This is a genomic window from Kribbella speibonae (genome assembly GCF_004331375.1).
GTDB lineage: Bacteria > Actinomycetota > Actinomycetes > Propionibacteriales > Kribbellaceae > Kribbella > Kribbella sindirgiensis.
On sequence record NZ_SJKC01000001.1, the window covers coordinates 1,029,170 to 1,041,839 of the forward strand.

10 protein-coding genes are annotated in these 12,670 nt (G+C 68.9%); 1 reads left to right on the top strand and 9 read right to left on the bottom strand.

Annotation, left to right across the window (positions count from 1 at the left end; translation table 11 throughout):
* The first annotated feature begins 94 nt into the window (after window positions 1-94).
* Complete coding sequence (locus E0H92_RS05210; protein WP_238150680.1) at window positions 95-694, top strand: response regulator transcription factor; 600 nt, start codon at window positions 95-97, stop codon at window positions 692-694.
* Here the strand turns inward: E0H92_RS05210 and E0H92_RS05215 are convergent.
* The 9 genes from E0H92_RS05215 to E0H92_RS05255 all read right to left on the bottom strand — a co-directional run bounded on the left by E0H92_RS05215 (window position 691) and on the right by E0H92_RS05255 (window position 12,645).
* On the bottom strand, window positions 691-2,337 hold the full coding sequence (locus E0H92_RS05215) for an ABC transporter ATP-binding protein (RefSeq protein WP_131495548.1): 1,647 nt from the start codon (window positions 2,335-2,337) through the stop codon (window positions 691-693). The two genes, E0H92_RS05210 and E0H92_RS05215, sit on opposite strands and share 4 nt — an antisense overlap.
* Window positions 2,334-3,986, bottom strand: a complete 1,653-nt coding sequence (locus E0H92_RS05220; RefSeq protein ID WP_131465041.1) for an ABC transporter ATP-binding protein — start codon at window positions 3,984-3,986, stop codon at window positions 2,334-2,336. The genes E0H92_RS05215 and E0H92_RS05220 overlap by 4 nt, the downstream gene beginning before the upstream one ends.
* The gene (locus tag E0H92_RS05225; RefSeq protein WP_202873518.1) at window positions 3,983-5,809 is read right to left on the bottom strand and encodes a prolyl oligopeptidase family serine peptidase; all 1,827 of its coding nucleotides are present in this window, start codon (window positions 5,807-5,809) and stop codon (window positions 3,983-3,985) included. Before E0H92_RS05225 ends, E0H92_RS05220 begins: the two co-directional genes overlap by 4 nt.
* Window positions 5,810-5,930: 121 nt before the next feature.
* Entirely contained in the window at window positions 5,931-6,068 is a 138-nt protein-coding gene (locus E0H92_RS05230; protein WP_130387812.1) for a SapB/AmfS family lanthipeptide, read from the bottom strand.
* A gap of 3 nt (window positions 6,069-6,071) precedes the next feature.
* Window positions 6,072-8,627 carry a class III lanthionine synthetase LanKC gene (lanKC, locus tag E0H92_RS05235; protein WP_131495549.1) on the bottom strand — a complete coding sequence of 852 codons (2,556 nt, stop codon included), beginning with the start codon at window positions 8,625-8,627 and terminating at the stop codon, window positions 6,072-6,074.
* Window positions 8,628-9,603: 976 nt separating this feature from the next.
* A complete protein-coding gene (locus E0H92_RS05240; RefSeq protein WP_131495550.1) occupies window positions 9,604-10,665 on the bottom strand; it encodes an ABC transporter ATP-binding protein in 1,062 nt (353 codons plus the stop codon).
* Entirely contained in the window at window positions 10,662-11,468 is an 807-nt protein-coding gene (gene modB, locus E0H92_RS05245) for a molybdate ABC transporter permease subunit (protein WP_238151688.1), read from the bottom strand. Before modB ends, E0H92_RS05240 begins: the two co-directional genes overlap by 4 nt.
* On the bottom strand, window positions 11,465-12,241 hold the full coding sequence (gene modA, locus E0H92_RS05250) for a molybdate ABC transporter substrate-binding protein (protein WP_131495551.1): 777 nt from the start codon (window positions 12,239-12,241) through the stop codon (window positions 11,465-11,467). The genes modB and modA overlap by 4 nt, the downstream gene beginning before the upstream one ends.
* A complete protein-coding gene (locus E0H92_RS05255) occupies window positions 12,241-12,645 on the bottom strand; it encodes a TOBE domain-containing protein (RefSeq protein WP_238151689.1) in 405 nt (134 codons plus the stop codon). Before E0H92_RS05255 ends, modA begins: the two co-directional genes overlap by 1 nt.
* Window positions 12,646-12,670: the final 25 nt, after the last annotated feature.

Genomic DNA, 12,670 nt, shown 5'->3' on the forward strand with positions numbered 1-12,670 from the left:
ATCGAGACACGGGTGCCGTCGTCCGGCGATCGGTGATGCGATCGGGGCGCGGGAGCCGCTGGATGAGGCGACGGATGCGATGGGGGCAGAAGCGGTGATCCGAGTGGCTCTCGGCCATCGCGGCACGTTGGTGCGTGGTGCACTGGCCGCGGTGCTGGCAAGGGAGAACGACCTGGACGTGGTGGCCGAGCTGGACCGCTCGGAGGACGTCCTCCAGGTGGCCGGGCGGCGCCCGGACGTCTTCCTGCTCGACCCGCAGCTCCCCGGCCGGATCCGGATCGAGGAGCTCTGCCGCAAACTCGCCGGCCGCGGCGTGCTGGTGCTGATCGACCACGAGGCGATCGCGGCGACCAGCCTGGCGCTGGTGAAGCAGGCGCCGCGGATCGGGTTGATCGCGACCGACGCGACCACGGACCTCCTCGTGCAGGCGGTGCGCGATGTCGCGAAGGGGCTGCCCGTGGTCGACGTACGACTCGCTGTGGCGGCGTTGAAGGCCGGTGACAACCCGCTGACCGATCGTGAGTGCGAGGTACTGCGGCATGTCACCACCGGCGCGACGGCTCAGGAGGTCGCGCGGACGCTCAGCCTCAGCGCGGGCACCGTGCGGAACTACCTGTCCCGGATCCTCGCCAAGACCGGATCCCGCAGCCGCATCGAGGCGATCCGGAAGGCCCAGGACGCCGGCTGGATCTAGGTCCAGCTGCCGTGCAGATCGCGGTACATGCGGGACGTGCGCATCAGGCCGGCGTGGCTGCCGAGGGATGCCTGGTTGCCGTCGAGGACCAGGATTCGTTTGGCGCGCAGGGCCGAGCTGATCCGGTGCGCGATCACGATCAGCGTGCCGGGGCGCTTGGCGAACGCTTCCTCCGCCTGGCGTTCGGCCTCGGGGTCGAGGAAGCAGGTCGCTTCGTCGAGGACGACGAGCGGAGCGGGGGACAGGTACGCGCGGACCAGCGCGATCAGCTGCTTCTCGCCGGCCGACAGTGCGTTCGGCCGGACGTCGGCGTGCAGGCCGCCGATGCGTTCGACGAGCTGGTCCGCGCCGACGGTCTTGACAGCGAGCTCGAGCTGATGATCTGTTGCGTCGGGCAACAAATAGCTGAGGTTGTCGCGCACGGTTCCGGAGAAGACGTATGCCTCCTGGGGGATCAGGACGCGTGTCTCCTTGGACGCCTCCGTCGGCGGCGCGCCGCCGAGCAGGATCTGACCGCTGGTCGGCGTCAGCATGCCGCAGACCAGACCGGCCAGCGTCGACTTGCCGATGCCGCTGGGGCCGACGACGGCGAGGTGTTCACCTTCCGGGATCGTCAGGTTGAGTTTGTCGAGTACCGGCTCCGCCTTCGGGCCGTACGCGAACGTCAACCCACGCAGCCGGACCTGGTACCCGTTCAACTCGGCGACCGAGCGGCGCTCGTCGGCCGGCGTCGAGTTGTCGAGGATCCGGCCGAGCGTGATCACATACCGCAGGCCGCTGTCGCCCAGAGCGTTCATCACCGTGTTCAGCGCCGGTTGCAAGCCGATCAGCACGTACGTGAGCCCGCCGAGCAGCGTGCCCGTGCTGACTCCACGCCCGACCAGCCACGGCCCCGCCGCGAGCAGGATCAGCAACGGAAGCCAGCCGCCGACCGCGAAGCACAACGTCCGCAGCGCCGACACCTTCGCCAGCGCGCGCTCCGCCGCCGCGTGGGCCTCGATCGGCCGGCCGGCCAACCACTCGGCATACTCCTCGGTCCCGGCCGCGGAGATGTCGCGCACGCCGCCGAACACCATGCCGGCCGACGCCGCGAGCTCCTCGTCCGCGGTCAGTGACGCGCGCACCCGGTCGGCCGCCATCCCGAGGACCGCGAGCGACAGCACGAACCCCAGCAAGAACGGCGGTACGACGAACGCGGCGACGAGCGGTGCGAGTGACAACAACCCGGTCAGTACGCCGAACAGCGTGACCGCGAAACTGCGCAGGACGAGGACCAGTCCGGCGAACGTGTCGCGGACGATCTCCACCTGCCGGTTCAGCCGCGCGACCGCCCCGTCGTCCCCGGACCGGAGCGCGCCGCCGACAACCCGGCGTACCAGGTCGTCCCGCAACGGTTCGACCAGCTCACCGAGCCGCCCGTACACCTGCCGCGCGCCGGCCGCCCCCAGGCACGCCGTCGCGACCAGCCCGGCCAGCCAGGCGATTCCTCGCCACGCATGCCCGTCGAGAAAACTGTCCGTCGCCCGCGCCACCGCGATCCCGTACACCGCCGTCGGCAGGATCTCCGGAACCGACCACCCGATCAACTTGACCGAGGCCCGCTTCCGCAACGCAGCAGCGCCGTACGACAGCTCTCTCCTCATCCGAACACAGCTCGGTACGACGTGTTGTGCCAGAGGTCGGCGTGGGGGGCGATGGCTTGGACCTGGCCGTGGTCGAGCCAGAGGACCAGGTCTGCGCGCGCGGCCGTGGCCGGGCGGTGGGTGACGATCAGGCGGGTGCGGTGGTGCCGGTCCTCGGTGAGGGTGCGGCTGATCTGGCGTTCGGTCGCGGTGTCCAGGCTCGACGTTGCATCGTCGAGGACGAGGAGGCGACCGGCCGACCAGGCGCGGGCCAGGCCGAGGCGTTGCCGTTCGCCGCCGGACATCGGTGCCTTACGCAACGAAGTGAAGTAGCCGTCGGGCAGGCGGCTGACGAAATCGTGCGCGTGCGTGGCGCGGGCGGCGGCGAGGGTCCGGATCGGGCTGACCGCGTGCGGGTCGATCGCCTCGCCGACGGTCCGGCCGACCAGCTGCGGGCGCTCGAACGCGCACCCGACCGCGCTGCGCAGCGCGCGCCGGCTGACGGCCTGCAGCGGTACGCCGTCCAGCGAGACCTGACCGGTGGACGGGTCCCGCAGCCGCGCTGCGACCGCCGCGAAGACCGACTTGCCGGCACCGCTCGGCCCGACGACCGCGATCGTGATCCCACCCGGGAGGTCGAGATTCACGTTGTCGAGCAGGACGTTCCCGTCGGCGACCACGCTGACCCCGTCGAACGTCAGCTGCCCGGGTCCGGCCGGCAGCGTCAACGTGCCGTGCGCCACGGGCTCCACCGCGATCACCTCGGCGGACCGCTGGACGCCGGCCTTGGCACGGGCGAGCTCGCCGAGGACACCGGTCAGGTTGCCGAGTCCGGCGCCGAGCACGGCGTACTGCGAGGCGGCGAACAGCTCGCCCGCGGTGATGTTGCCCGCCACGAGTTGCAGCCCGCCGACGGCCAGGACCGCGACCAGAACGAGCGGGCCGACGACCGCGGCCTGTGCGCCGGAGCGAGCCAGGATCCGCCAGGTGACGACACCGTTGCGGTGCAGTTCGGGGAGCAGGCCGAGGATGCGGCGCTCCTCGCGTTCCGTCGTACCGGCGGCCGTGATGGTGCGGATGCCGGTGAGCGACTCGGACAGCAGGGCGGCGATGCGGCCCTGGGTTTCCTGGTAGGCGAGGCTGACGTCGGCGGTCCGCTTGGCGAAGGTCCAGAGGACCAGGACCACGAGCAGGACGCCACCGAAGAACGCGGCGGCCAGCCAGGGGTCGATCACTGCCAGCAGGATGAGGCTGCCGAGCGGTGGGGCGATGGCGGCGATCGCGGTCACCACGGCCGGTCCGGCCTGGGCGGCGTCGGTGGCGTTGGCCGAGACGCGGGTGACGAGGTCGCCGGTCTCGAAGTCGCGCGTACCGCTGGGGCCGCCGCGGACGACGTGCCGGACCAACCGATGACGCAGCCAGGCCGTGGTCTCGGCGACACAGGCCGCGCCGGCGAACGCGTCGACGATGCTCGCCGCGATGCCGAGCCCGATCAGCGCGGCCGCGATGACCAGCCAGCGCGTGTAGCCGGTGCCGGCCACGATCGAGTCGACCGACCGGCCGAGGACCGTCGGCAGTGCGAGCGTGACGGCGCTGCCGATGAGCGCGTTGACCCCGATCACCGGCAACCACCCGCGCCCGTGCTTCGCGACCGCTCCGAAGCTGATCATGAGCCCAAGCCCGTCTGGTGGGCGACGAAGGCGAGGATGTCGGCGGCCAGGTTGACGCCGCCGGTCGTGTGTCCGGCGTCGGGCTCGAACCGCAGCAGCACCGGCCGAGTGCTCGCCGTTGCGTGCTGCAGCGCAGCGCACAGCTTTCTTGCGTGCAGCGGATCGACGCGGGTGTCGTTGCCGAACGCCGTCAGCAGCACGGCCGGGTACTTCACGCCGTCAGCGACGCGGTGGTACGGCGAGTAGGAGAGCAGGTTCTTGAAGTCATCGGGGTCCTGCGCTGTGCCGTACTCCGCGGTCCAGCGTTCGCCGAGGCCTGAGAGCTCGTAGCGGATCATGTCCGTCAGCGGTGCCGAACAGACCGCGGCTGCGAACAGCTCCGGGCGTTGGGTGAGTGCAGCCGCGGTGAGGAGACCACCGTTCGACTCACCACAGATGGCGAGCTGGTCGGCAGTGGTCCAGCCTTCGGCAATCAGGTGCTCGGCGGCGGCGAGGAAGTCGTCGACGGTCTCCTGCTTGCTGCGACGGGTGCGGAGGGTGGCAGTGACGAATGAGCCACCTGCCTCCACCCAGGCCAGCGCGAACGCGGAGTACGTCGGCGTGAGCTCCTGCCCGAACCCGCCGTACCCGTAGAGGATCGTTGGACGCGGCCCTGGTTCTCCGATGACCCGCAGCTCGACACCGGAGCTGGTTGTCAGCTGGTGTGTCTCAAGGTCCTGTGACTCTGACCGGCCGGTCGTCTGCCCCGTGCTCGCGTCGTACGAGTAGACCGTCGGCGGCGTGACGCTGTCGGTGTAGGTGAACCAAGCGCGCTGACCGTGCGCCGAGAGCGAGCCGACAGACCCGTGGCCTGGCAGTTCGAGCTTCCGGAGCAGGCGGCCGGTCAGCCGGTCGTGGACGGTGATCTCGGTGGCCGTGCTGACCAGGACGACGTCGTCGAGGACGGCCAGACCGGTCAGCGGTGCGTTCGGCCGGAAGTAGTCGTGCCAGACGGTCGGCTCGGTCGGGTCGCCGACGCAGATCCGGCCGGTGGGCGCGTCCTGCATGGTGACGACGTACAGACGGCCGTCCGGACCGACCGACATGATCGTGGTCGCGTCCTGCGGGAGGTGCCTCGGTGGCGCGTCCGTCGTCAGGTCGGCGAGCCACACATCGGTCGTCGTACAGACCGTCAGCCAGTGACCGTCCGCGCTGATCTCCAGCCCGTACGACGCCTCGCCGGCCAGGATCGTGGCGTCGTCGGGGTCGCCCAGGCGGTGGCGGCGTACTTGACGGAACCGCACGTAATAGAAGGTGTCGTTGTCCGGGAGCCAGGCCACGGGGGAGTAGCGGCAGCCGTCGATCGGGCCGTCGATCAGTTCGCCGGTCTGCACGTCGAGGATGTGGAGCGTCGAGCGCTCGTCGCCGCCGCGGGAGAGTTGGTACGCCAGCTTGGTGCCGTCCGGAGAGGGCTGCCAGGCGTCGAGCGTGGTCAGACCGCTCGGGTCGAGTTGCTTCGGGTCAAGCAGCGGCGTCTCGTCGACGTACAGCACGGCGTACTGCTGACCGGTCTCACGGCGCAGGGTGAAGCACCGGCCACCGCGCCAGACGGGCGTGGACACGCTACTGACGTCAGACAGTTGCCGGACACGGTTCTTCCAGCGGAACCGGCTGGTCAGCGACGCGGCGTACGTCAGCCACAGGTCGTCCTGGTCCCGCAACCAGCGCTCGGACGCCAACGGGTCCTCGAGCCAGCGGTACGGGTCCGCGACGGTACAACCGTGCACCTGCTCCACGAGCGTCAGACGCTCGGCGCATGGATACGACTGCACGGAGACAATCACCTCACTCTCCTTGTCCACCAACACAACGAGCCCGCGGGCTCGGGGCTACCGGTTCGGAGACAGGTCGGCCCTGGGCGGGAATCCCACCCAGGGCCTCACTACCTGACATACAGGTGCCGTATCAGTGGCAGAGCAGCAGGCTCAGGTTGCTCGGGGTCTGCGAAGCGCAGCCCAGCACGGTCAGCGTGGAGCCGCCGTGGTGGTGGCCGCCGTGGCCGTAACCCGGGGTCTCCAGACCCTGAAGGTCGAGAAGTGCCATGTTTTACACCTCCTTCGGTGCAGATCGTCGCGATGTTGACTCGGACCACTGGGGAGGTCCGAGGAACGGGAGGGACGTCGGCGCGTCGTGCAGCGCCGTTCCCAGAGCCAGCAGGACGCCGGCCGATCCGGTGGCCAGGTCCATCGAGAGACGGAGCAACTGGTTGCCCGGGTACGCGAGACCGCCCTCGAACGGCATCGCGTGCCAGCCCAGACCGTGCACCAGGTCGTCGACCTGGTCATCGAGGGCGGCGGCGGTGAGAAGAACACCGGCGCGACCCATGAACAGACCGGGCTGGACGTAGTAGGAGCAGTGCGTGACCCGCTTGAGCTCCTCCAGCGTGACGGCGAGCTCTTCGGACGGGCGGTGCCGCAGGTAGCGCTCGAGGACGAGCGCGACACCGGCCGAGCCCTCTTCGAGGTACGGAAGGGTCCGCCAGCCCTGGTTGACCTGGCGCATCCCGTCCTCGGTGAGCACGGTGCGCTTGAGGTCCTGCCGGATCGCGATCTCCGCGAGATCGAGCAGACCGGTGTCGCCGAGCTGCTCGAACGCGTTGAGGAACAGCAGCGCCGGACCGGAGGCGCCGTACATCAGACCGGCACGCGCATGCTGGCCGCCACTGATCTCGGGTACGTCCTGATCGAGCCGGTCTGCGACCAGGTCGAGGACCCGGACCGCCTTCGCGCGGAGCGTCGGCTCGGTGTCGAAGTGCAGGAGGCTCAGGCCGATGCCGGCCAGACCGGAGTGCAGCCCGAGCTCGCGGGAGCTCCAGTCGTCGGCGAGAGTGCGGTCGACCAGGTCAAGGGCGTCCTGCCGGTGATCGAGCTCGTCGAGGACGTGCGCGACACCGTGCAGACCGTCGTACAGGCCAGGGCCGGCAGCGGTGTCGAGAGCTCGCTTCCGCAGCCAGTCCTCGTACTCCGGGAAGCGTCCGGCGCCGGTCTTGGCGAGCGCGTAGAGAACGCCGGCCGCGCCCGTGGCGAGGTCGATGCCGCCGCCGTCGCGGAACTGCGCGATGTCGCCGGGGAACAGGCGGTCGGTGCGCTCCGGTGTCGCGCTCGCCACGATCGCTGTGGTGATGGCGTCGCGTACCGAGGTCCACTCGGCCTGACCGGGCAGCGCCAGGTCGGCCAGCTCGTTGCTCTCGTTGGAGCCGACGATCGTGCGGACCGCTTCGTCGAGCTGGGCGCGCGGCACCGGGAACGTCTCGGCGATCATGTCGGCGAGCTGGAACGCCTTACCGGGATGCAGATTCAGCAGGATCGTCGCCTGCGGCGCGTACATGCCGAGCGCGATACAGGCGAGCGCGTACCGGTCGACGTCGACGCCCTGCCGGTCCTGCGGAGCCGCGTACCCGGGATGGGCGAGGGTCGAACGAGCGTGCTCCTCGGCCCTGGTCGCGACCTCGAAGTCGATCAGTGTCAGCTTGCCGTTCACGTCGAGCAGCAGGTTGTCCGGATGCAGATCGCAGAACACCACGCCGCGCTCGTGCAGCTGGCCGACGGCCTCGCCGACCTTGGCGACCATCGCGGTCGCCCATTCGGCGTACGTCGCCTTGTCGGCCTCGGTTGCGTCCGGATGCGTCAGCGGATAACGCCGTACCAGCTCGCGTTGGAGTGACACCGAGTCGATGTGCTCCTGCACGAGGAAGTGGTGGTCGCCCAGCTGCAGGTAGTCGTGGGTCGTCGGCACGGCGTCCAGGCCGTCCAGCTGCTCGAGGATGTCGCGCTCGTGGGCGATCCGCGCGACCGCGTCCCGCCCCGCCATGTCGAGACCGGCGTGCGGACGACCCTCCTTGAGTACGACGCGGTCGCCGGTCTCGTTGTGGTGGCCGAGGTACACGCCGCCGCCGTTGGAGAACTGGATGACGCCGTCGATCGTGTACGCGAGGTCGTTGGTGGTGACGGCGTTCCGCGCGTCGAGGTGCGGCCGCAGGAAGTCCGGGAGCTGGATCCAGGGCGGCAGGACGAAGGTCGGGCCGCGATGATCCGGGACGAGATTGCCGTGGGCGTCCTCGATCGCCAGGACGCGCTCGCCGGTCGAAGACAGGCAGTACCTGCTGACGAAGGCGCCGTACCGGACGAACAGCGGACCCTCGGCGTAGCGCAGATCGCTCAGGATATAAGGGCCTTCGACGCCTTGGAGGACTTCGTCGAGCTCCTTGAGCACGAGCTCGAGCTGCGCGTCGTCGGTCGGGTAGATCGTCACCAGCTTGCCGCTCGACCCGCGGGGAGCGGCCTTCGAGTTCGTCATCACCAGGACGGCCTCGTTGCGCAGGAACTTGAACGCGATGCCGCGCGGGACGCAGTACTCCCACACGGCCTCGAGCGTCCGCTCGACATCCTGGAGCCGGGCCGAGACGTGGATCTTCCAGCCCTGCTGGGGAAGCCGGAGGCCGTCGGGCGCGTAGTGCATCCACTGCTCGCCCGGCACGTGCTGCCAACCGGTCGGCACCGGCCGCTGCGTGATCGCGAAATCCGGATGCTGCGCGCCGCGGTTGGCCGGCGTCTCGTAGAACCGCCGATCCGCAAGGCAGTAGAACTCGTAACTCTCATGCATGACTGTCCGACCCCCCTTTCCTGGTGCTTCGCCACATCTTGGGCGCCGCGACCGGGGTCGGCGTAGTGCACGATGTCATCACTCTCGTGTGAAGAACCCACATACTACGAGTGAGTAAGTAAACACTCTTCGTTACCGAACCGCGCGTCCTGAGCGTGAATCACCTCATGACAACATGTCAATCCACCGCAACAACATCACAGCCCGTAACTTCCATCGGCATGCGTCGTACCACCAACTCGGCTCGATCGGACAGCGGTGCCTCACGCGCTTGTCTCACGGACCTGTGGACACCGTCCGGGGCCGTGCGACAGGTTCTGGTGGGCTCGGACCGGGTATTCGCTGTCCGCTGCCCCCGGAGGGTGTCTCTTCCCCCGCCAGCCGAGCAACTCACCTGCAGACACGGGCCCCGGAAGCTGCATCTCGACAGTACGTATACGTCTACTACCCGCCACCACGCACCGTGCCGCAGGCCGCATCGCCCGACAGTGGACGTATACGTACTGTCGACGCGACCGTTTGGGGAGCCCCGCGGCCCCCGGGTAAGTCGTGCCCCGGGGAAGTTGTGGGTGGGCAGGTGTGGGTTTGCTCTGCTGCCTGGTCCAGGGGCGAATCCCGAACAGCGGGGAAACAAAGTTGCAGATCGTGACAGTTTCTTTCCCGACCAGACAGCTCACCCGCTCCGACGACACCACTCACCGCCAGGGGCACCGCCGAAACCCACGACTCGATGCACCCGACCGATCGCGGCAACCGAGGACACGCACCGGGAGCACGCAATGGTGACTGGGGACAGGCAATGGTGACTGGGGACAGGCAATGGTGACTGGGGACAGGTAATAGCAGGTGCTTACCCGCCATTGCCTGTTTCCTGATCCCGGATCGGGATGATCGCCGCCCACACCTCGGACAGGAGAGCCGAAATTGCTCGTTCGCCGGCCGCGCGTCCTGTCCGCCGGCTCGACTGCGGGGTGGGTTAGACCGGGTAGGTGTGGACCTCGGTGGCTTTGAGGGTGGTGTAGAGGGGCTGGCCGGGGGTCAGGTGGAGGTCGGCTACCGCGGCGGGGGTGATGTCGGCGAGGAGGTCGGCTGGGCCGGTAGGGGAGGCATCGAGGCGGACGCGGACTGTGTGGGCGTGCTGTTCGATGCCCGTGACCACAGCGGGCCAGGTGTTGCGGGGGCTGCCGGATGGGGGCTCTACGTAGAGACTCACGGCGGTGGGCGGGAAGGCTACGTGGACTGGGCCGGTGGCTGGTTCGGCGAGTGTGATCGTGCCGCCCTCGGGCAGTCTGACCGCGGTGCCTGAGGCGTCGCCGCGGTAGAGGTTGAGGCCGACCAGTTGAGCTACGTAGTCGGTGCGGGGGCGGTGGGCCACCTCGGTTGGTTTGCCTTCCTGGACCACCTGGCCGTTCTCGATGATGACCAGGCGGTCGGCCAGGACCATGGCGTCCAGAGGGTCGTGTGTGACCAGCAGGGTGCGGCCTTCGAAGCGGTTGAGGTGCTGGCCCAGTTCGGCTCGGACGTGAAGGGTGGTGCCGGCGTCCAGTGCGGCCAGCGGTTCGTCCAGCAGCAGGAGCTCGGGGTCGGTGGCCAGTGCTCGGGCCAGGGCCACGCGTTGGGCTTGCCCACCGGACAGCGCGCGGGGGCGAGTACGGGCGTACTCCGCCAAACCGACTGTTTCTAGCCAGCGCGTGGCCTCCAGGCGGGCGGTCTGTTTCTCTACACCGCGGGCGCGAAGGCCGAAGGCCACGTTCTCCAAGCAGCTCAGGTGGTTGAACAGCAGGTAGTCCTGGAACACCACACCGATCGGCCGGCGGTCCGGCGTACGAAAGGTGCGCGGTGGCTCGTCCCAGACCGTGGATTCCAGGGCGATGCGTCCACGGTCCAACGCGAGCAGACCGGCAATGGCACGCAGCGCGGTGGTCTTGCCGGCGCCGTTGGGGCCGAGTAGCGCGACAACCTCACCTGGCTCGACAGTCAGGTCCAGTGCGAGCTCGAAGGAGCCACGGCTCACCTGCACATCGGCGTACAGAGTCAACGGAGTCCACCGATCCAGCGCTCGCGCAGAGACGCCAGTACGACGACAGACACGAGCAGAAGCACGAGACTCAGTACGACGGCCACGTCGGGATCAGTCTCCAACGCCAGGTAGACGGCCAGCGGCATGGTCGTCGTACGGCCCGGGAAGTTACCGGCGAACGTGATGGTGGCGCCGAACTCGCCCAGTGCGCGCGCCCAGCAGAGCACTGTCCCGGCAACAACACCAGGTGCGATCGAAGGCAGTGTCACGCGCCGGAACGTCAGCCAACGTCCGGCCCCGAGTGTTGCGGCCGCCTCCTCGTACCGGGGGTCAGCAGCACGCAGTGCGCCTTCCACCGAGATCACCAGGAACGGCATAGCCACAAAGGCTTCAGCAACAATCACACCGGCAGTCGTGAACGGCAGAGAGATGCCAAACCACGTGTCGAGGTGCTGACCGACCAGACCGCGTCGCCCGAGTACCAGCAGCAACGCGACACCGCCAACCACCGGCGGCAGCACCAGCGGCACCGTCACGAACGCCCGGATCACGCTCCGGCCCGGCAACCCACCCCGGGCGAGCAGCCACGCCAACGGAACACCTAGCAGCAAGCACAACGCAGTAGCTGCAGTAGCGCACACGAGCGACAGTCGCAGCGCCTGCCACACGTCGGCACTGAACAGACGCCCCGGCAACGTCGACCAGGGCGCCTTTATCAGCAGACCGACCAGGGGGACGAGCAGGAACGCCAACCCGAGCAGAGCAGGCAGCAGGAGTACGAGGGGCAGGCGCCCGTTCGTGCTCCTGCTGCGACGCGTCACGGCGCGTCGAAGCCCGCTGCGCTCAGGACTGCTTTGCCCTTGTCCGATAGCACGTAGTCTACGAACGCCTTGGCGCCGTCCGGGTTCGGAGCCTTGGTCAGCGTGGCGATCGGGTACTCGTTGACGGCTTTGCTCGACTCCGGGAACTCGATGCCCTCGACCTTGTCCTTGGCGGACAGTACGTCGGTCTTGTACACCAGGGCCGCGTCGACCTCACCGAGGCTGACCTTGGTGAGGGCCGCCTTCACGTCCTGCTCGAGGCTGTCCGGCTGCGCGGTGATGCCGAGCGCCGCGAACACCTTCGCGGCTGCCGCGCCGCACGGCACCTGCGCGGCGCAGATCGCGATCTTCTTGTCCTTGTCCGCGAAGTCCTTGATCCCGGTGATCTTGCCCGGGTTGCCCTTCGGGACGGCGATCTCCAGCGTGTTCTTCACGAAGTTCGTCGGGGTGCCCTTGTCCGTCACGTCATCCATGTTCTTCGGCGCCGCCGAGGCGAACACGTCGGCCGGCGCTCCGGAGTTGATCTGCTTCGCCAGCGCCGAGCTGCCGGCGAAGTTGAAGGTCACCTTCACACCGGGGTGGGCGGCCTCGAAGTCCTTGCCCAGCTGGGTGAACGTGCCGGTCAGCGAGGCGGCGGCGAACACGTTCACCGCACCTGAGACGGCCGGCGAGCTCTTCGACGGAGACGATGCCGCCGGGGTGTCGTTGCCGCATCCGGCCAGCGCGAGCGCGGTGACAGCGGCAAGGGCGGCGAACGCGGTACGGCGGAACATCAGGCCTCCGGGATCTCGACGACGACATGGGTGGATTTGATCGAGGCCACGGCCACCACGCCAGGCTCCAGACCGAGCTCGTCGGCGGCCTCACGACTCATCAGCGACACGACGCGGAACGGTCCGGCCTGCATCTCGACCTGGGCCATCACACCGTCCTTGAGCACCCGGGTGACGATCCCCCGCATCCGGTTGCGCGCCGACGCCGCGGCCGTGTGGCCGGGCTCCGGTGAGTCCGCCAGCTCCTGGGCGAACGCGGCGAGCGCTTGCCCGTCGACGGCCATCCGGCCGTTCTCCTGCTTCGACCGCAACCGGCCCTGATCGATCCAGCGACGCACCGTGTCGTCGCTGACCCCCAGGAGCGCGGCCGCCTCACTGATCCGCAAGTTCGGCACGAGAGACATCCTATCGCCGCAGATGCGGATTGAT

Bases quoted from the DNA above. Each gene is read 5' to 3' on its own strand.
- E0H92_RS05220 (WP_131465041.1), bottom strand. From the start codon at position 3,986: ATGATCAGCTTCGGAGCGGTCGCGAAGCACGGGCGCGGGTGGTTGCCG.
- E0H92_RS05255 (WP_238151689.1), bottom strand. From the start codon at position 12,645: ATGTCTCTCGTGCCGAACTTGCGGATCAGTGAGGCGGCCGCGCTCCTG.
- E0H92_RS05215 (WP_131495548.1), bottom strand. From the start codon at position 2,337: ATGAGGAGAGAGCTGTCGTACGGCGCTGCTGCGTTGCGGAAGCGGGCC.
- E0H92_RS05230 (WP_130387812.1), bottom strand. From the start codon at position 6,068: ATGGCACTTCTCGACCTTCAGGGTCTGGAGACCCCGGGTTACGGCCAC.
- modA (WP_131495551.1), bottom strand. From the start codon at position 12,241: ATGTTCCGCCGTACCGCGTTCGCCGCCCTTGCCGCTGTCACCGCGCTC.
- lanKC (WP_131495549.1), bottom strand. From the start codon at position 8,627: ATGCATGAGAGTTACGAGTTCTACTGCCTTGCGGATCGGCGGTTCTAC.